Source organism: Microvirga sp. P5_D2 (assembly GCF_054049475.1).
Genome location: NZ_JBFUMH010000052.1, coordinates 1 through 18692, shown reverse-complemented (window position 1 = coordinate 18692; position 18692 = coordinate 1). Strand labels below are relative to the sequence as shown.

General features: G+C 62.7%; 18 protein-coding genes. 13 read left to right on the top strand and 5 right to left on the bottom strand.

Going from position 1 to position 18692, the window contains the following annotated elements; genetic code table 11:
• Positions 1-39: 39 nt before the first annotated feature.
• Complete coding sequence (acpS, locus tag ACXJKO_RS15085; RefSeq protein WP_457091906.1) at positions 40-471, bottom strand: holo-ACP synthase; 432 nt, start codon at positions 469-471, stop codon at positions 40-42.
• Positions 468-1226: a pyridoxine 5'-phosphate synthase gene (locus ACXJKO_RS15080; protein ID WP_457091905.1), complete on the bottom strand. Its 759-nt coding sequence runs from the start codon at positions 1224-1226 to the stop codon at positions 468-470. Before ACXJKO_RS15080 ends, acpS begins: the two co-directional genes overlap by 4 nt.
• 460 nt (positions 1227-1686) lie before the next feature.
• Between ACXJKO_RS15080 and rpsF the strand changes: the two genes are divergently transcribed.
• The 11 genes from rpsF to ACXJKO_RS15025 all read left to right on the top strand — a co-directional run bounded on the left by rpsF (position 1687) and on the right by ACXJKO_RS15025 (position 13001).
• The gene (rpsF, locus tag ACXJKO_RS15075; RefSeq protein WP_457091904.1) at positions 1687-2088 is read left to right on the top strand and encodes a 30S ribosomal protein S6; all 402 of its coding nucleotides are present in this window, start codon (positions 1687-1689) and stop codon (positions 2086-2088) included.
• Between the two features lie 2 nt (positions 2089-2090).
• Entirely contained in the window at positions 2091-2351 is a 261-nt protein-coding gene (rpsR, locus tag ACXJKO_RS15070; RefSeq protein ID WP_036353512.1) for a 30S ribosomal protein S18, read from the top strand.
• Positions 2352-2475: 124 nt separating this feature from the next.
• Positions 2476-3447, top strand: a complete 972-nt coding sequence (locus tag ACXJKO_RS15065; RefSeq protein ID WP_457091903.1) for a DUF2232 domain-containing protein — start codon at positions 2476-2478, stop codon at positions 3445-3447.
• A 25-nt stretch (positions 3448-3472) separates the two neighbouring features.
• Positions 3473-4036, top strand: a complete 564-nt coding sequence (rplI, locus tag ACXJKO_RS15060; protein WP_457091902.1) for a 50S ribosomal protein L9 — start codon at positions 3473-3475, stop codon at positions 4034-4036.
• A gap of 307 nt (positions 4037-4343) precedes the next feature.
• A complete protein-coding gene (locus tag ACXJKO_RS15055; RefSeq protein WP_457091901.1) occupies positions 4344-5837 on the top strand; it encodes a replicative DNA helicase in 1494 nt (497 codons plus the stop codon).
• The gene (alr, locus tag ACXJKO_RS15050; RefSeq protein WP_457091900.1) at positions 5834-7000 is read left to right on the top strand and encodes an alanine racemase; all 1167 of its coding nucleotides are present in this window, start codon (positions 5834-5836) and stop codon (positions 6998-7000) included. Before ACXJKO_RS15055 ends, alr begins: the two co-directional genes overlap by 4 nt.
• A complete protein-coding gene (gene radA / locus ACXJKO_RS15045) occupies positions 7000-8403 on the top strand; it encodes a DNA repair protein RadA (protein WP_457091899.1) in 1404 nt (467 codons plus the stop codon). The genes alr and radA overlap by 1 nt, the downstream gene beginning before the upstream one ends.
• Before the next feature lie 140 nt (positions 8404-8543).
• Positions 8544-9716, top strand: a complete 1173-nt coding sequence (locus ACXJKO_RS15040; protein ID WP_457091898.1) for a hypothetical protein — start codon at positions 8544-8546, stop codon at positions 9714-9716.
• 152 nt (positions 9717-9868) lie between these two features.
• The gene (locus ACXJKO_RS15035; RefSeq protein WP_457091897.1) at positions 9869-10501 is read left to right on the top strand and encodes a CvpA family protein; all 633 of its coding nucleotides are present in this window, start codon (positions 9869-9871) and stop codon (positions 10499-10501) included.
• 171 nt (positions 10502-10672) lie between these two features.
• Entirely contained in the window at positions 10673-12160 is a 1488-nt protein-coding gene (gene purF / locus ACXJKO_RS15030; protein ID WP_457091896.1) for an amidophosphoribosyltransferase, read from the top strand.
• Between the two features lie 97 nt (positions 12161-12257).
• Positions 12258-13001, top strand: coding sequence for an SDR family NAD(P)-dependent oxidoreductase (locus tag ACXJKO_RS15025; protein ID WP_457091895.1), 744 nt, complete (start codon positions 12258-12260; stop codon positions 12999-13001).
• A gap of 105 nt (positions 13002-13106) precedes the next feature.
• Here the strand turns inward: ACXJKO_RS15025 and der are convergent, their stop codons facing one another.
• The 3 genes from der to ACXJKO_RS15010 form a co-directional block, all read right to left on the bottom strand.
• Positions 13107-14453, bottom strand: coding sequence for a ribosome biogenesis GTPase Der (der, locus tag ACXJKO_RS15020; protein WP_457091894.1), 1347 nt, complete (start codon positions 14451-14453; stop codon positions 13107-13109).
• Between the two features lie 18 nt (positions 14454-14471).
• Positions 14472-15143 (bottom strand): tetratricopeptide repeat protein, encoded by a 672-nt coding sequence (locus tag ACXJKO_RS15015; protein ID WP_457091893.1) that lies wholly within the window; start codon positions 15141-15143, stop codon positions 14472-14474.
• Positions 15144-15222: 79 nt separating this feature from the next.
• On the bottom strand, positions 15223-15813 hold the full coding sequence (locus tag ACXJKO_RS15010; protein ID WP_457091892.1) for an NnrU family protein: 591 nt from the start codon (positions 15811-15813) through the stop codon (positions 15223-15225).
• A 281-nt stretch (positions 15814-16094) separates the two neighbouring features.
• On the opposite strand from ACXJKO_RS15010, the gene ACXJKO_RS15005 reads away from it, so the two are divergent.
• Entirely contained in the window at positions 16095-16718 is a 624-nt protein-coding gene (locus tag ACXJKO_RS15005) for a TRAP transporter small permease subunit (protein ID WP_457091891.1), read from the top strand.
• Positions 16719-16761: 43 nt separating this feature from the next.
• Positions 16762-18657, top strand: coding sequence for a TRAP transporter large permease (locus ACXJKO_RS15000; protein ID WP_457091890.1), 1896 nt, complete (start codon positions 16762-16764; stop codon positions 18655-18657).
• Positions 18658-18692 lie beyond the last annotated feature (35 nt).

The window sequence follows — 18692 nt, the reverse complement described above, 5'->3', positions numbered from 1 at the left end:
TGGTGGTGGGCAAGCGCCCTCCACGGGCCAAGCTCTAGCCTATGGCGGGTTCTGCCGCAACGCGGCCTTCTCCTTTATGGGGAGCGCTTCGATGATCACAAAGGCCTGAGCCAGCGGCGGATCGTCCGTCAGGGATACATGGACCACCGGCTCATAGCCCTCCGGCGTCATGACACGCAGGCGCTCCAGGGCGCCGCCCGTGAGGCGCATGGTGGGCCGTCCGGTGGGCAGGTTGACCACTTCCATGTCGCGCCAGAACACTCCATGGCTCAAGCCCGTGCCCAGGGCCTTCGCGCAGGCCTCCTTGGCGGCAAAGCGTCTCGCATAGGAAGGCGCGCGCGCAGCCCTGCGGTCGCTGCGGGCCCGCTCGCCCTCCGTATAGATCCGGTGCGTAAACCGGTCTCCGAAGCGTTCGAGGGAGCGCTCGATGCGGCGGATATCGCAGAGGTCGGACCCGATTCCCAGAATCATGCGCTCACTTGCGCCCGGCCCTCGTCCATGGCGGCACGCATGGCGCGCACGGCCTCGTCGAGACCCACGAAGATGGCATCGCCGATGAGAGCATGGCCGATATTGAGTTCCATGACCTGCGGAATCGCCGCCACGGGCCGGACCGAATCCAGGGCGAGCCCGTGCCCCGCATGAATCTCGAGGCCGGCGCGCGCGCCGTGCTCCGCTGCGCGGCGCAAGCGCTCCAGTTCGCGGTCGATCCTTGCCTGGTCTCCTGCGACCACAGCCTCGCAATAGGTGCCAGTATGGAGTTCCACGACGGGGGCACCGAGATCGCAGGCGGCGTCCATCACGTCGATCTCAGGCTCCACGAAGAGGGACACGCGGATGCCCTCGCCCTTCAGCTGCTGAATCATCGGCCGCAGATGGGAAGCGCCACCGATGATGTCGAGCCCCCCTTCCGTGGTCCGCTCCTCACGCTTTTCCGGCACGAGGCAGCAGGCATGGGGGTGGATGCGCGTGGCGATGTCGATCATCTCCGGCGTCGCGGCCATCTCGAAATTGAGCGGCACGAAGAGCTGCCGCTTGAGGCGGTCCATATCCTGATCGCGGATATGCCGCCGGTCTTCCCGCAAATGAGCCGTAATGCCGTCGGCCCCAGCCAAGACGGCCATATGAGCCGCCCGGATCGGGTCGGGATGATGCCCGCCACGGGCGTTCCGGACGGTTGCAACGTGGTCGATATTGACGCCGAGGCGAAGAGGAGGAGCTTTCATAGGATTGTTTTAGCCTAGACGGAGTCGTTGACCATAGCTCTGTTTCTTGGCTGATAAGGCTATCAACGGTAAAGACAGCCTCCTCCGTCATGGCCGGGCTTGTCCCGGCCATCCCGATCCGAAAAGYGCGGCGTTACAATCCATCGGGATCACCGGCCTTGTGCCGGTGATGACGTGCGGTGGGATGGACTAGACGTTTGCTCCACATCAACGCCCATTTGCATTATGCAAACAAATCGCCTATAGCCCCCGCTTCGCGTTCGCTCCGGCCGGGGGCTGAACGGACGGTGTGGCTTGGCCATACAGGGTTTTCGGACCCGTCGTCCGGTGTCTCCGCCTTCGACAACCGCTCGGGCCTTGCAGGCTCGAAGGGCTTGGCGCCGATCGGACGCGCGAAACCGGCCTGATCGCTTCGATAAGCAGTGCTTAGGCCTAACCTCAAACCTGAGAAAGGCCCACTATGCCTCTCTATGAGCATATCTTCATGGCTCGCCAGGATGTCACCCCGCAGCAGGTCGAAGCAATGGTCGACCAGTACAAGGGCGTCATCGAACAGAATGGCGGCACCATCGACAAGACCGAGATGTGGGGAGTGAAGTCTCTCGCCTACCGCATCAAGAAGAACCGCAAGGCGCATTTCACCCTGTTCAACGTCAACGCTCCCGCTCCGGCGGTTGCCGAGATGGAACGTCAGATGCGCATCAACGAAGACATCCTTCGCTTCATGACCATCCGCGTCGAAGAACTCGAGACCGAGCCTTCCGTGATGATGCAGAAGCGCGACCGCGATGAGCGCAAGGACCGTGAGCGTCGTGAGCGCGACGGTGGCGGCTTTGAAGGCGGCGAAGGCGAGGAGGCTTAATCATGGCATTTGGTGCTACTGGTGGCGCAGCCGGCGGCGGTCGCCGTCCGTTTTTCCGTCGTCGCAAGACCTGCCCGTTCTCCGGCCCGAACGCGCCGAAGATCGACTACAAGGACACGAAGCTCCTGTCGCGCTACATCTCCGAGCGCGGCAAGATCGTTCCTTCGCGCATCACGGCCGTTTCGGCCAAGAAGCAGCGTGAGCTCGCCCAGGCGATCAAGCGTGCCCGCTTCCTGGGCCTGCTGCCCTACGTGATCCGCTAAGACTATCGGGCGGGCCGCTTCACGCGGCCCGCTTTCCTCTTTTCGCCCAGCGGTGAAAATCCGCCGGGTCAGTTGGGGCAGATGGCCCCTAACCCTGCCAATGAGCAGCGGGACAGCGAGAACCATGAACTTTATCGCGACAGGCATCGGCGCGGGCCTCGTATCGGCCCTTTTGACAGTGGTAGTCGTCAAGGCGACTCCGCTGGCGGCCGTCCTGTATATGCTTGCCCCCGTCCCCGTTCTGATCGCCGCTCTCGGCTGGAATCATAAGTCGGGTCTCGTGGCCACGCTCGCGGGCGGCCTTGCCATCGCTCTTTTCACGGGCTCTCCCCTCGGCGGCCTCGGCTTTGCCGTCATCACCGGCCTTCCCGCCTGGTGGCTTGCCTATCTTGCCCTGCTCGGACGCCCCGCTGCCGACGGAACCATGGAATGGTATCCGATCGGGCGCCTGCTCGCCTGGGTCGCAGCCACCGCGGCGCTGACCATCGTGGCGACAAGCATCATCAGCTCCGACGGCAGCTATAGCGTTTTCCTTGAGCGGGCGCGGCGGATTTCGACCGCCTTCGTCGATCTGATCTTCCCGACAGCCGAACAGGGCGGCGAGGCTGAGGCTCAACAGCGCCAAGCCCTGATCGACGGGCTCGCCGCAGCCACTCCTGCCCTGTCCGCCTTCGGCTTTACCATGTTCCTAGCCCTCTATCTCTGGCTCGCGGCCAAGGCCGTCTCGATGTCGAAGCGCCTGCCCCGGCCGTGGTTCCCCATGCCGGAACTCGCCATGCCGCGCACCATGGCCCTCGCCCCGCTTCTGGCCTTCGGGCTGATCCAGATCGGCGGCTTCATCGGCGCTTTCGGCTACGCGCTGCTCGGCGCTTTCCTGATGGCGTTCACGCTCCAGGGGCTTGCCGCCATTCACGACCGCACGCAGGGCAAGCCGGGACGCGGGTTCCTGCTGGCGGGTCTCTACGTTCTGCTCTTTCTCACCCAGGGCATCATGATCCTTGCCCTGTTCCTCTTCGGCCTCGCCGATACCGCCTTTGGCCTGCGCCGCCGCATCGGCGGCGATAGGCCGAAACAACCTCCAACCCCTTCGATCTGATCACGAACATTAAAGGAGATTACCCATGGATGTGATCCTTCTCGAGCGCGTCGCAAAGCTCGGCCAGATGGGCGAAACCGTGAAGGTTCGCTCGGGCTATGCCCGCAACTTCCTCCTGCCGCGCGGCAAGGCTCTGCGCGCCACTGAGGCCAACAAGAAGCACTTCGAAACTCAGCGCGCTCAGCTCGAGGTCCGCAACCTCGAGCGCCGCAAGGAAGCCGAGGCCGTTGCCGAGAAGCTGAACGGCCAGAGCTTCATCCTGCTTCGCCAGTCCGGCGAGACGGGCGTGCTCTACGGTTCGGTTTCGACCCGCGATCTCGCCGAAGTGATGACTGCAGGCGGCTTCACGGTCGACCGTAACCAGATCGTCCTCAACGCTCCGATCAAGAACCTCGGCCTGCACGTTGTGCCGGTCTCCCTCCACCCGGAGGTCGAGGCGACCGTGACGGCGAACATCGCCCGCAGCCCTGAGGAAGCCGAGCGTCAGGCTCGCGGTGAGGCTGTCACCACCCGCGAAGAGACCAACCTCGACGACCTCGGCCTCGAAGTCGGCGCGGCCCTCGCTGAAGCCGGCGACGTCGAGCTCTAAGACTGGATTGACGTCGCCGGCTGTCCCTTCGGACGGCTGGGGATGAACCTGAGCCGGAACTTGTTTCGGTTCCTGCTTTGTTCTAAAGTGGGCGCCCTTCGTCGATTCGATGGAGGGCGCCTTTTTCGTGATTATTCCGAGTCTTGCAGAGTCAAGCGGCAGACACGCGAAAAGCATCGGGCGTGTGAGTATTGAGGACAATGAGGACAGCGCGGGAGGAGTCTTTAACCTGTGTCTGACCGGCAACCTTTCGGACACTAGTTGGGGTTTAAGAACATCCCCCCGACCCTCGTTTTCGGAGCGCCTGATGGCTACCGCCAATGCCCTGATTGCCCGCCTCGAAAGCGCCGAGCCTCAATTCCGCACGCCTCCCAGCAACCTAGAGGCCGAGCAGGCGCTTCTGGGTGCGATTCTCGTCAACAACGATGCCTATTACCGCGTCTCGGACTTTCTCGAGTCCGAGCATTTCATCGAGGATCTGCACCGGCGCATCTACGAGGTCGCGACAAGCCTCATCAAGGCCGGCAAGGTCGCGACGCCGATCACCATGAAGACCTTTCTCGGGGATCAGGATCTCGGCGGCGTGACGGTGTCACAATACCTCGCGCGCCTCGCGGCCGAGGCCACCACCGTCATCAACGCCGAGGATTACGGCCGCACAATCTACGACCTCGCGATCCGCCGCAGCCTGATCAATATCGGCGAGGATCTCGTGAACGTGGCTTTCGACGCGCCTGTCGAAAGCTCGCCCCGCGACCAGATCGAGGAGGCCGAGCGCCGCCTTTACTCCATCGCCGAAACGGGCCGCACCGATGGCGGTTTCCAACGTTTCTCCGATGCGCTGACCTCTGCCATCGACATGGCGGCTGCGGYCTATAAGCGCGAGGGCGCGCTGTCGGGCGTCTCGACGGGACTCATCGACCTCGACAAGTCCCTCGGCGGCCTTCAGTCCTCCGACTTGGTCATCCTCGCAGGCCGACCGGCGATGGGTAAGACCTCGCTCGTCACGAACATCGCGTTCAACATCGCCAAGGCCTACAGGGCCGAGAAGCAGCAGGACGGCTCTTTGAAGACCGTCAATGGCGGCATCGTCGGCTTCTTCTCGCTCGAAATGTCAGCGGAGCAGCTCGCCACCCGTATCATCGCCGAGCAATCGGGCGTGCCTTCGTACAAGATCCGCCGCGGCGATATGCGCGAGGACGATTTCTACAAGATCACCGAAGCCGCCCGTGAAATGCAGTCGATCCCTTTCTATATCGATCAGACCGGTGGCATCTCCATCGCACAGCTCACGGCCCGCGCCCGGCGTCTCAAGCGCCAACGCGGCCTCGATGTGCTCATCGTCGACTACCTGCAGCTGCTTTCCGGCTCTTCCAAGAAGGGCGAGAACCGCGTGCAGGAATTGACCGAGATCACTACCGGCCTGAAGGCGCTCGCCAAGGAACTCTCGGTGCCTCTGATCGCGCTGTCCCAGCTCTCCCGTCAGGTGGAGTCACGCGACGATAAGAGGCCGCAGCTCTCCGACCTTCGTGAATCGGGCTCCATCGAGCAGGACGCCGACGTGGTCATGTTCGTTTACCGCGAAGAGTACTATCTAAAGAACAAGGAGCCGAAACCCGGCACCGAAGAATACTTCAAGTGGCAGACGGAGATGGATCAGGTTCACGGCAAGGCCGAGGTGATCATCGGCAAGCAGCGTCACGGTCCCACGGGCACCGTGCAGCTCGCGTTCCAGGCCGACATCACCCGCTTCACCAATCTCGCAGACGAAGACAAACTTCCCGATCGGATCGGCGATTGACCAAGACGACCACGAAGACAAGCACAGGCAGCTCCATCCCGGAGAATGCCGCAGGCGGACACCTCACGATCGACCTCGCGGCTTTGGCCTCGAACTGGCGAACTTTGCGCGATCACTCGGGCGGTGYGCAGGCTTCCGCCGTGGTCAAGGCGGATGCCTATGGCACCGGCATCGAACAGGCCGTGCCTGCTCTCGCTCAAGCCGGATGCAGCACGTTCTTCGTGGCTCACTTGAACGAGGCGATCCGCGCTCGCGCGGTTGCACCCGATGCTACGATTTATGTGCTGAACGGCCTCTTCTCCGGCACCTGCCCGACCTATGCGGAGTTCAACCTGCGCCCCGTTCTCGGCTCATTCGATGAGATCGAGGAATGGGCGGCGTTTTGCCGGTCTGACAATCGGAAGCGCGAAGCCGCGGTCCATGTGGACACCGGCATGAACCGCCTTGGTCTCACCGTGCCGCAGGGCCTGTCTCTCAAGGATCGCGCGGAGCTGCAGGACTTCGAGACGGCTCTCCTCATGAGCCATTTCGTCAGCGCGGAAGAAAGCGCCAATCCACTCAACGTCCAGCAGATTGAAGCCTTCAACGCCGTTCGCGCGTCCATGCCCGGCGTGCCCGCATCGCTCGCCAATTCCTCCGGCATTTTCCTCAAAGAGAGGCCGCATTTCGATCTAGTCCGTCCGGGCTACGCGCTTTACGGCGGCAACCCGACGCCGGACCGGGACAATCCCATGTCGGCGGTCGCCGGGCTCGAAGCGCGCATCGTACAGCTGCGCTGGGTCGAGGCGGATGACAGCGTGGGTTATAACGGACGCTGGCTGGCGCTCACCAAGCGCCGCATCGCCACGATTTCGGTGGGCTATGCCGACGGTTATCCGCGTGCCGCCAGCGCGCGTGGAAAGAGCGACGAAGAGCTTCTTGCCGGCATGGCGATTGTCGCCGGTCGCCCCTGCCCATTTGCAGGAAACGTGTCGATGGATCTGATCACTGTAGACGTTACCGATGTTCCTGAAACGCAGGTCAAGCGCGGAGACGCCATCACGCTGATCGGCGGCTCTCTGACCGTCGATGAAGTCGGCCGCCGCGCGGGCACCATCGGCTACGAGATTCTGACCGGCCTCGGGCGGCGCTACGCCCGCTCCTATCGTGGAGCGCAGGGCTGATGGCAAAACAACGTAATCCGTCCTTCGTGTGCCAGGAATGCGGCGCGGTTTATAACCGTTGGAAAGGCAAGTGCGAGGCCTGCGGCGGATGGAACACCATCGCCGAGGAAACCGGTTCCGCCAGCCCGATGGCTGGACCAGTTTCCACGCGTCCGTCACGGGCGAAAGGGCGCATCTTTCCGCTCGAAGGCCTCTCCRGCGAAACCAAGGAAGCGCCGCGCACGCCATCCGGCATTGCGGAACTCGACCGCGTCACCGGCGGTGGATTCGTGCACGGCTCAATCATTCTGCTCGGCGGCGACCCGGGCATCGGCAAGTCCACACTTCTGATGCAGGCAACCGCCGCCTTGGCCAATCGCGGCGAGCGCGTTGCCTATATCTCGGGCGAAGAAGCGGTGGCGCAGGTGCGCCTTCGCGCCGAACGGCTCGGCCTCGGGCAATCCCCCGTCGAACTCGCCTCAGAGACCAACGTGGAAGACATCATCGCGACCCTGAGCCAGGGCCGCCCGCCCGCGCTTGCGATCATCGACTCGATCCAGACCATGTGGACCGAGACGGTGGAATCCGCGCCCGGCACGGTAACCCAGGTGCGCGGCTCGGCGCAGTCCCTCATCCGGTTCGCGAAAACCACGGGCACCGCCGTCATTCTCGTGGGTCACGTKACCAAGGACGGCCAGATCGCCGGTCCTCGCGTCGTCGAGCACATGGTCGATGCGGTGGTCTCTTTCGAAGGCGATACCGGCCACCATTTCCGAATCCTGCGCGCCGTGAAGAACCGCTTCGGACCCACGGATGAAATCGGCGTGTTCGAGATGTCGGACCAGGGTCTTCGCGAAGTCCCGAATCCCTCCGAACTCTTCCTCGCCGGACGCGATCTCGCGACTCCCGGTACGGCTGTGTTTGCCGGCATGGAAGGCACGCGCCCGCTTCTCGTCGAGATTCAGGCGCTCGTTGCGCCCTCCTCCCTCGGCACCCCGCGCCGCGCCGTCGTCGGCTGGGACCAGAGCCGCCTGTCCATGGTGCTGGCAGTGCTGGAAGCCCATGGCGGTCTCAAGCTTGGCATGCACGACGTTTACCTGAACGTGGCCGGCGGCCTGCGGATCACGGAACCAGCCGCCGATCTTGCCGCAGCAGCAGCCCTCATCTCATCGCTGTCCGGCAATTCACTGCCGCCGGATACGGTTTATTTCGGCGAAATGGGATTGTCCGGCGCGATACGGCCCGTGGCCCAGGAACAGGCAAGGCTGAAGGAAGCCGCGAAGCTCGGATTCTCCAGTGCAGTCGCGCCTGCTCCACGTGTGGAAAAGGGAAAACCGGAGCGCCTGCCTCTGGCGGCCTCCTCCATTGGCCACATCACGGACCTCGTGGCTGGCATCGCCGCTCGAAGGCGTAAGGCCTCTTGAATGGAGCAGACTTGACCTTGCGGTAGACCGTTTAGCCTAATTGCGGCGCAATTGTTATTGTCTATCAATCACTCTGAGCCTTCCAGCTCTCGACATTATCTGTCGGCACGGGAAGCAAGCACTACTCAGAGTGAGATAAAATGGCTGCAACAATTATTCTCTCCAGCAAGACCGTCCTCGAAAACCCGGTTGCTGGCACCGTTATCGGCACCCTGAGCGTGCTCGGCGGCAAGGGCAATGAAGCCTTCGAATATACCCTGGCCGATAGCGTCAGCGATCGCTTCGAGATCCGTCTGAACGCCATCTCCGGCCAGTATGAACTGGTCGTTTTGACCGGCGGAAGCGACTTGTTCGATTTCGAGTCCGCCGATCTCAAGCAATTCGAAATCGCGATCTCCGCATTAGGCGACAAGGGCACGATTGCGGGCGAGATGGCATTCACCATCGACGTGACGGACAACAAGGCCCCGACCGACATCACATTGTCGAACGCCGCCATCGTCGAGCATGCAGCGACCGGCGCAGAAATTGGCCTCCTGTCGACCATCGATCCCAATCTGAAGGATACGTTCTCCTACGTTCTCACGAATGATGCCGAGGGCCGCTTTGCTATCGTGAACGGCAAGCTCGTCGTGAAGGACGGCGCGAAGCTGGATTACCTGACGGCCGCGTCCCACCAGATCACCGTCCAGGTGACTGATGGCGACAACAACGTCTTCACCAAGACGCTCACCATCAACATCACCGACGCCTTTGAGATGTTCAACGGCAGCGGCCGCAACGACCGTCTCATGGGCACGGCTGGCGCAGACATGCTCAGCGGCTTCGGCGGCAACGACAAGCTTTATGGCCTTGCAGGCGATGACATGCTCATCGGTGGTGCGGGCAAGGACATGCTCTACGGCGGCGCAGGCAAGGACATTTTCGTGTTCGACACCCCCGTGAAGAAGGGGCATTTCGACCACATCGTCGATTTCAACTCGGCCGATGACACGATCCAGATCAGCCTCTCGGCGCTCAAGTCCTTCAAGGTCAAGGTTCCGAAAAGCGAAGTCTTCGGTGAGATGAAAGGCAAAAAAGGCAGCGACAAAAAAGCCTCCTTCGGTCTCGACAAGGTGTTCGAGAAGGGCAAGCTTGAGAAGAAGTTCTTCTCCATCAACAAAGCCAAGGATGCCTACGACTTCGTTGTCTATGACAAGAAGAACGGTTTCGTGACCCTGGATCTCGATGGTTCGGGCGGCAACAAGGGCTTTGTCATTGCCAAGCTTAAGCCCGGCACCTTCGTCTCCGCGGACGATTTCCTCTTCATCTAAGACGAACGAAAAGACAGTCCTCTCCTGCCTTGGCCCCGGCGGTTCTCCGCCGGGGTTTTTCACAGGGGTGACGAAACGTTTTCTTAAGGGTATACAGCCGGGCTTCAATCCGCGAATGCGGCCCGTTTCCTGTCTCTGCGTAGGCTCGGCTCATGCCCTTTTCTGTCCTGGACCTCGTCGTCGTCGGAATCGTCCTGATCTCGGCCCTTCTGGCCGCCGTACGCGGGTTTACCCGCGAGGTGTTGGCCATCGTAGCCTGGGTCGTGGCAGCCGCCGCCGCTTGGTATCTTCATCCGGCCGCTCTGCCGATCGCTCAGCAATATATCAGCAGCGGCACCGTGGCGCTGGTCGCTGCCATCGGCGGCATCTTCGTGATCACGCTGATCATCGTGTCCATCATCACGGTCCAGATTTCCGACCTGATCCTCGATTCCCGGATCGGCGCCCTCGACCGCACGCTCGGCCTGTTCTTCGGCGCGGCCCGCGGCTTCCTGATCTGCGTGATAGGCTGGGCCTTCCTGAGCTGGCTGCTCCAAGGCAAGGAGCCCGAATGGGCCACCGCTTCGCGCACCCGCCCCGCCATGGAAAATACCCGCGACAGCATCATCGCCATGCTTCCGGAGAACGCCGAGGCCCTGATCCAGCGCCTGCGTGAGCGCGAGGCGCCGGACGCGGAGCCCGCAGAGCCGGCCGAGCCCGATCCGCAGCGTGGCACCACGCCCGCTCCCGGCGCGCCTGCCGCTCCTGCTCCGGCTGCGCCGCAGCCCCCGCCGCGTCGGGGCTGATATCGAAAGCTGAGCATTAGCCGCAAAAGTGCAAATCCACCTTTGCGGCCGATGCGCTCGCTCCCGTCTGTTCATACTTTCGGGAGTGACATGAATACCCATTGGCGTTTGCGTAGAGGCCAATTACATAAGGGCAGCGCCGGTGGGGGCGCGTGTCCCAAGGAAATGATGATGTCTTCCAGGTCTGAGACGTGGCAGGTCACTCCTAAGCAGGTGGACCTCGACCTCGACGGCGATACCCTGCGTGAAGAGTGCGGTGTTTTCGGGATCTACGGCCATCCGGACGCCGCGGCGATCACGGCGCTCGGCCTCCACGCCCTGCAGCATCGCGGCCAGGAGGCGGCAGGCATCGTCTCCTTCAACGGGGATTTCTTCCACTCCGAGCGCAAGCTGGGCCTTGTGGGCGACAGCTTCTCCGACCGGGCCACCATCGAGCGCCTCGAAGGCTTCTCGGCCATAGGCCACGTGCGCTATTCCACCACCGGTGAGACTGTGCTGCGTAACGTGCAGCCCCTCTTCGCCGAACTCGACGGCGGCGGCTTCGCGGTCGCCCATAACGGCAACCTCACCAACGGCCTGACCCTTCGCCGGAACCTCATCCGCGACGGCGCGATCTGCCAATCCACCACGGATACCGAGGTGATCGTCCACCTCGTCGCACGCAGCCGCAAGGACAAGGTCGTGGACCGCTTCGTCGAGGCGATCCAGAAGATCGAGGGCGCCTATGCTCTCGTGGCCCTCACCAACAAGAAGCTCATCGGCGCCCGCGACCCCATGGGCATCCGCCCGCTGGTGCTCGGCGAGCTTGACGGCCGCTACATCCTCACCTCCGAGACCTGTGCGCTCGACATCATCGGTGCGCGTTTCATCCGCGACGTCGAGAACGGTGAATGCGTGGTAATCTCGGATGAAGGCGTCGAGTCCTTCCGTTTCGCGGACAAGGTCGCGCCGCGTCCCTGCATCTTCGAGTACATCTATTTCGCCCGCCCCGATTCCATCGTGAACGGCCGCAGCGTCTATGAAGTCCGCAAGGGTATGGGCCGCGAGTTGGCCAGGGAAGCGCCCGCCAATGCGGACGTGGTGATTCCGGTGCCGGATTCGGGCGTGCCGGCGGCTCTCGGCTTCGCGCAATCCTGCGGCCTGCCCTATGAGCTCGGCATCATCCGCAACCATTATGTCGGCCGTACCTTCATTCAGCCGACGCAGTCCGTGCGTGAGCTCGGCGTGCGCATGAAGCATTCCGCCAATCGCGCGGCCATCGAGGGCAAGCGCATCGTGCTCGTGGACGACAGCCTCGTGCGCGGCACCACCTCGGTGAAGATCGTGCGCATGATGCGCGAGGCCGGCGCAAAGGAAGTGCATTTCCGCATCGCCAGCCCGCCGATCACGCATCCGGACTTCTACGGCATCGACACGCCGGAGAAGGAGAAGCTGCTCGCCGCCACCCATGACCTCGAGCAGATGCGCCAGTATATCGGCGCGGACAGCCTCGCCTTCCTGTCCATCGAGGGAATCTACCGCTCCATGGGCGAGAAGGGCCGCAATCCGGCTCAGCCCCAGTTCACCGATCATTGCTTCACGGGCGATTATCCGACGCCGCTGACGGATCTTGCCGTCGCCACGCCGCGCCGTCTCGCCCTGCTTGCCGAAGCCGACTAGAGATGCTTCCACTTGCGTGGAATCACCTCTTCTCTGGTTTGACGCATTTTTGACGGCAAACCGGATCCACTTCGCCGAAAAATGCTTTGAGAAAACCATGACCAAGCCTCTCGAAAACCGCGTCGCGGTCGTCACCGGCGCATCGCGCGGCATCGGCCGCGCGGCGGCCCTCGCTCTTGCCGAGGCCGGTGCGCATATCATCGCGCTCGCCCGCACCCAGGGAGCCCTGGAGAGCCTGGACGACGAGATCCGTGCCAAGGGTGGCTCGGCCACTCTGGTCCCGGTGAATCTGAAAGACTTCGATGCTCTCGACCGTCTGGGTGCTGCCATCTACGAGCGCTGGGGCAAGCTCGACATTCTTCTCGGCAACGCGGGACAGCTCGGCGAGCTCGCTCCCATCACCCATGTCGACCAGCCGGTCTGGGACGAAGTGATGGCGGTGAACGTGACGGCGAATTACCGCCTGCTGCGCTCCTTCGATCCGCTCCTGCGCAAGTCCGATGCCGGGCGGGCGATCTTCGTGACCTCGGGCGCTGCCCATAAGCACAAGGCCTATTGGGGCGTCTATTCGATTTCGAAAGCGGCACTTGAGGCCCTGGTGCGCACCTATGCCGCCGAGACGGTGACGACGCCGATCAAGGCCATGCTCCTGAACCCGGGCCCGCTCCGCACGGCCATGCGCAAGACGGCGATGCCAGGCGAAGACCCGCTGACCTTGAAGACGCCGGAAGATCTGGCGCCGCACATCGTGAAGCTCGCCCTGCCCTCATGGGACCAGACGGGCAAGATCTACGATTTCACGCAGGATGGAAAAGTCGTCGAGCCGCAACCGCCGGCTTAACAACCTTGGTGCGGGATGACCGAACATATAAAAGGCGGCCTTCAAGGCCGCCTTTTTTAAGGTCTGTAGTCCAGAATGAGAAGCAATGCGTCTGCCGAAGAGCTCTTACTTTCGTTCCTTGTCGTAAGGATTCTGCCCCATCCGCAGCAAAACTCGGATCGGCACGCCGGGGAGCTTGAAGGCTTCGCGAATGCTGTTGACGAGATAGCGTGTGTAACTCTTCGGCAGGGCGTCGAGCTGGTTGCCGAAGACGGAGAAGGTCGGCGGGCGTGACTTCACTTGCGTCATATAGCGGATTTTGATGCGGCGACCCGAGACGGCAGGCGGCGGGTTGGCCTCAATCGCTTCCTCAAGCCATTGATTGAGCTTCGCGGTCGAGATGCGTCGGTTCCAGGTCTCGTAGACCTCAAGCACGCCCTTCATGAGCTGGTCGATGCCATTGCCGGCGAGGCCCGAGAGCGGCACCACGGGTGCGCCCTTGACCTGCGGCAGCAGGCGGGCGGCCTTTTCCTTCAGGTCTTTCAGCAGGCCCTGCTGGTCTGCCACAAGGTCCCACTTGTTGAGGCCGATGACGAGAGCGCGGCCCTCCTGCTCCACCAGATCGACGATGGAGAGATCCTGCTTCTCGAAGGGGATCGTCGCATCGAGCAGCACCACGACCACTTCGGCAAAACGCACGGCGCGCAGGGCATCCGCGACGGAGAGTTTTTCGAGCTTGTCCTCGACTCGGGCGCGCTTGCGCAGGCCCGCCGTGTCGAACAGCTTGATCGTGCGGCCGCGCCATTCCCAATCGAGGGAAATGGAATCGCGCGTGATGCCGGCCTCCGGCCCTGTCAGCAGACGGTCCTCGCCGACCATGCGGTTGATGAGCGTGGACTTGCCCGCGTTCGGGCGGCCGACGATGGCGACCTGAAGCGGCTTCTTGCTGTCTTCCTCGTCCTGCTCTTCGTCGTCAGGATGCGGGAAGTAAGGCATCAGAGCCTCGAAGAGATCGGCCATGCCCTCGCCATGCTCGGCGGAGAGCGGCACCGGATCTCCGAGGCCGAGCGAAAAGGCGTCGTAGGCGCCGGCCATACCGGCACCGCCCTCGGCCTTGTTGGCGATGAGGATCACCGGCTTGCCGGAGCGGCGCACCATTTCAGCGAAGGGTCTGTCGGCCGGCAGAATGCCCGCGCGGGCATCGATGACGAACAGGATGACGCCGGCGTCCTCAATGGCCGCTTCCGTCTGGGCGCGCATGCGGCCCAGTAGGGATTCCTCGGTGGCCTCTTCCAGGCCAGCCGTATCGATGATGCGGAATTCGAGGTCGCCGAGGCGCGCCTCGCCCTCGCGGCGGTCGCGGGTCACGCCCGGGCGATCGTCTACGAGCGCCAGCTTCTTGCCGACGAGACGGTTGAATAGGGTCGACTTGCCGACATTCGGCCGCCCGACAATGGCGACGGTGGGCGTCATGTCCTGTGTCCTGCCTTCTTACTGTGTGACCTGAACCGGGCCGCCTGCGACCAGAGCCGTGTAGATGGCAAGGCGCTGCCGCAGGGCGGAAGGCGTCTCGCGATCGGCGGCGATCTGGTCGAACCAGCGTCCGGCATATTCCATGTCGCCTGCCTTAAGGCCGGAAAGACCCAAGAGTTCCCGGGCCGAGTGGCGCCAGGCATTCGAGGGAACCGCCATGGGCTCAAGTGTCTGGCGGATCTTGGCGGGCTCGGCCGTGTCGAGGCGCAGCCACGCGGCGCGCAGACGGGCCAGATCCTTCCAGATCGGCGCGAGAGAAGCATCGTTCGCGAGAGCATCGTAGGCGGCAGCGCCAGCCTCGGCGTTCTGCTGGCCGCGCTCGGCCGCGAGGCGAAAGCGGGCGAGAAGGCCGTAGCCGGTGTCGCCTTCCTTCGCGAGGGCGTCGAGAGCGGCATCCGCCTCCGCATTCTTGCCCTCGGTCGAGAGCTTCATGGCATCCTCGAAGCGCACAGCGGCAGCCTGGGCACGGCTTTCCTGCATGTGCTCCCAATAGCGCCAGCCGCCGATGCCGCCGACGACCAGGACCACCACGGCAATGATGAGGCCGCTGTAACGCTCCCAGATCTTGGCAAGCTGGTCGCGGCGATATTCCTCGTCGACTTCGCGAATGAACTCGTCGTTCTGGGCCATGCTTCTTCACGCGGCTGGGGCCGCCTCCTTCAATCGAAGTGGGTCGCCTAGCATAGAGCCTCGCTCAAGGCGAGGGGTTTCAAGCCTGTCCGGGCAGGACCGGCACGCCAATCAGCGCGGGATGGAGCCAGAACAGGAAGACGAGATAGGCCACAGTGCCGATCCCGACGGCCAGAGCATCGTTGCGGAGCCCTGCGGGCGCTGCCGTCCCACCGTGCTCGGCTGCAATATCCCGACGCTTCACGCTGATGCGCGCGTATATCGCCCAGAGCAGGATGGAGCCGAAGAGAATGATCGACCCGAGGTCGCCGTTCGCTAGGAGATGCGCGAGAGCCCATATCTTCACGCCCGCCAGCATGGGATGCTTGAGTGTGCGCTTGATGCGCCCCGGCAGATAGGCCGCAACGAAGCAGATGAAAGCGACCCAGACGAGAAGGAGCGCGAGATGGCGCGTCCAGACTGGCGGGTCCCAGACCGGGATGTAACCGGACGCCCGGTACTGGCCGTATCCGATGCCGATAAGAACGATGCCGGCGATGGACACCAGGGAATAAAGACCCTTGTACGGCCCCTCACCTATTCTTGATATCAGAGCCGCTCTGCTGCCTCGGGCCATGCTGAACGCATGCATTCCAAGAAAGACGATCAGACCCAAAACCAAAATCGACACGCTTGTCTCCTGAGTGGCCTGCGAATCCATAGGAAATTATAGCCTGCTCGACGAAGAGTGGCCATTCATCCGTACAGGTCATCTGAACCACCCTCGCAAGTTTCTAATGGGTGCGGAGCGTTTCACTGCCTAAACTTTTAACATTGGAGTATCTTGCAGCACGAATGTTTCCTCGCTACTGAGCCGCAACCGTCGCTTTAGACTAATGCGGCACTGGCGAACGGTACTCAATTCCAGTAGCAAGCAGCCAGATTTAATCAAGAAGTTCAGGGGGAAGACAGGTGACGGCACTCCTCAGGCTATCCCGTGTCATCGACTCGATTAACGAGAGGGTCGGCAAGATTGCCGCCTGGGCCATCGTGGTGGCCGTTCTGGTTTCGGCCATCAATGCCATCATCCGCCGTATCTTCGGCGTTTCGTCCAATGCTTGGCTCGAGCTGCAATGGTACCTCTTCGGCGCCGTGTTCATGCTCTGCGCAGCCTGGACACTGAAGGCCAACGAGCACATCCGCATCGACATCGTTTCCAGTCGCCTCTCGAAGCGCGGGCGCGACAGCATCGATGTCTTCGGCCACATCTTCTTTCTCTTCCCCTTCGTGGCCCTGATGCTCTACCTCTGCGTCCCCTATTTCATCGGGTCGTACCGTTCCGGCGAGGTCTCTTCGAATGCGGGTGGCCTGCTGATCTGGCCGGCGAAAGGCCTGATTCTGCTGGGCTTCATTTCCCTGGCGTTCCAATGGCTCAGCGAGCTCATCAAGCGCGTCGCCATCATGAACGGCCAGCTCGAGGATGAAGAGGCCCGCGGTCACAGTGTGGAAGCCGAGGCCGAGCGCCTCATCACCGAAATTGGCACGGTCAATACACCGGGCACCGGCGGCACCCCGCCCGGCGATGGCATCAGCTGATCGCCTAACGCGCCCCGCCTGAAGTTTTCCGGAGTTTGCATCCATGGCTGCATTGATTGCCCAGAACCTCGCGCCGATCATGTTCGCGGCGCTCGTGGTTTTCCTTCTTCTCGGCTACCCCGTCGCCTTCGCGCTGGCGGCGAACGGCCTCCTCTTCTTCTTCGTCGCCGTGGAGCTCGCTCCCTACGCGCCCGACACCATCACCCTGTCCTGGCCTCTCCTCCAGGCCCTGCCGGACCGCATCTTCGGCACCATGTCGAACGAGGTCTTGCTGGCGGTCCCGTTCTTCACCTTCATGGGACTGGTGCTTGAACGCTCAGGCATGGCGGAAGACCTGCTCGACACCATCGGCCAGCTTTTCGGGCCCGTGCGCGGCGGCCTTGCCTAYGCGGTGATCTTCGTGGGCGCTCTGCTCGCCGCCACCACCGGCGTCGTGGCCGCCTCCGTGATCTCCATGGGCCTAATCTCGCTGCCGATCATGCTGCGCTACGGCTATGACCGCCGTCTCGCCTCCGGCGTGATCGCGGCCTCCGGCACGCTCGCGCAGATCATCCCGCCCTCGCTCGTTCTCATCGTCATGGCCGACCAGCTCGGCCGCTCCGTCGGCGACATGTACGAAGGCGCATTCCTGCCCGGCCTGATCCTGACCGGACTTTACGCCAGCTACATCATGCTGATGTCGATCTTCTATCCGAAATCGGCTCCCGGCCTTCCGCAGGAAGCAATCGGTTACCGTGAGCCCGACGGTTCGCGTGGCGTGTGGCAGCTCGGCGTCCTCGTCGTGTTCTCTGGCTTCGTCGGCTACTACGTGCTGTCGCAGACCAATACGAAAGCCGGTGCGGATTTCGTCATCCTGACGATCTGCGTGGCGACTGTAGTCGCACTTATCTGCGCCCTCATGAACAAGATGCTCGGCGCAAAGCGCATCGCGATCTCCGCCGTGCTGGTTGCCGCTCTTGTGGGCCTTTACGTGGTCTTCCACAGCCGGGGTCAGGAAGCTCTCGCCCTGGCCATGGAGATGGTCCTCGCCGGTGCGATTTACGCGCTCATCGTCGGCCTCGTGGAACGCTTCAGCGGCCTTCGCCTCATGTCGAACATGGCGCAGCAGGTCACCTTCGTCATGGTGCCCCCGCTCCTGCTCATCTTCCTCGTGCTCGGCACCATTTTCATCGGCCTCGCTACGCCGACGGAAGGCGGCGCCATGGGCGCGCTGGGCTCGGTGATCCTGGCCGCCGTGAAGCGGAAACTCGACAACAACCCGGCCCGCTTCAACTGGACCCTGGTTCGCCAGGCGACGGAAGCGACAGCGAAGCTCTCGGCCTTCGTGCTGTTCATTCTGATCGGCGCCCGCGTGTTCTCGCTCACGTTCTACGGCGTGAACGGCCACATCTGGGTCGAGCACCTGCTCACCTCGCTGCCTGGCGGCCATGTCGGCTTCCTGGTCTTCGTGAACATCCTGGTGTTCTTCCTGGCCTTCTTCCTCGACTACTTCGAACTGGCTTTCATCATCATCCCGCTTCTCGGACCCGCCGCCGACAAGCTCGGCATCGATCTGATCTGGTTCGGCGTGATCCTGGCCGTGAACATGCAGACCTCGTTCATGCACCCGCCCTTCGGCTTCGCGCTCTTCTTCCTGCGCTCGGTGGCTCCTAAGGTGCCGTATATCGACCGCGTGACCGGTAAGAAGATGGAGCCGGTGACCACGGGCCAGATCTACTGGGGTGCCGTGCCCTTCGTGATCATCCAGCTCATCATGGTCGGAATCGTGATCCTGTTCCCGAACATCGTGATGCACTACAAGTCTGCCGGCCCGGTGGTCGATCCGACCGCCGTGCAGAAGAAACTCGACGAGCTTCTTCTACCTGGCCTGGGCGCACCCGGAAGCGAACCCGGCGCTCCCCCCGGCCTGAACTTCGACGAACCGCCGAAGATTCAGTAACGATCTCCAATAAGGAAAGGGCAGGTCTGAGAACC

What these genes read in the sequence shown, in the direction of transcription:
- acpS (WP_457091906.1), bottom strand. Translation starts at nt 471, where the DNA reads ATGATTCTGGGAATCGGGTCCGACCTCTGCGATATCCGCCGCATCGAG.
- ACXJKO_RS15080 (WP_457091905.1), bottom strand. Translation starts at nt 1,226, where the DNA reads ATGAAAGCTCCTCCTCTTCGCCTCGGCGTCAATATCGACCACGTTGCA.
- rpsF (WP_457091904.1), top strand. Translation starts at nt 1,687, where the DNA reads ATGCCTCTCTATGAGCATATCTTCATGGCTCGCCAGGATGTCACCCCG.
- rpsR (WP_036353512.1), top strand. Translation starts at nt 2,091, where the DNA reads ATGGCATTTGGTGCTACTGGTGGCGCAGCCGGCGGCGGTCGCCGTCCG.
- ACXJKO_RS15065 (WP_457091903.1), top strand. Translation starts at nt 2,476, where the DNA reads ATGAACTTTATCGCGACAGGCATCGGCGCGGGCCTCGTATCGGCCCTT.
- rplI (WP_457091902.1), top strand. Translation starts at nt 3,473, where the DNA reads ATGGATGTGATCCTTCTCGAGCGCGTCGCAAAGCTCGGCCAGATGGGC.
- ACXJKO_RS15040 (WP_457091898.1), top strand. Translation starts at nt 8,544, where the DNA reads ATGGCTGCAACAATTATTCTCTCCAGCAAGACCGTCCTCGAAAACCCG.
- ACXJKO_RS15035 (WP_457091897.1), top strand. Translation starts at nt 9,869, where the DNA reads ATGCCCTTTTCTGTCCTGGACCTCGTCGTCGTCGGAATCGTCCTGATC.
- purF (WP_457091896.1), top strand. Translation starts at nt 10,673, where the DNA reads ATGTCTTCCAGGTCTGAGACGTGGCAGGTCACTCCTAAGCAGGTGGAC.
- ACXJKO_RS15025 (WP_457091895.1), top strand. Translation starts at nt 12,258, where the DNA reads ATGACCAAGCCTCTCGAAAACCGCGTCGCGGTCGTCACCGGCGCATCG.
- der (WP_457091894.1), bottom strand. Translation starts at nt 14,453, where the DNA reads ATGACGCCCACCGTCGCCATTGTCGGGCGGCCGAATGTCGGCAAGTCG.
- ACXJKO_RS15015 (WP_457091893.1), bottom strand. Translation starts at nt 15,143, where the DNA reads ATGGCCCAGAACGACGAGTTCATTCGCGAAGTCGACGAGGAATATCGC.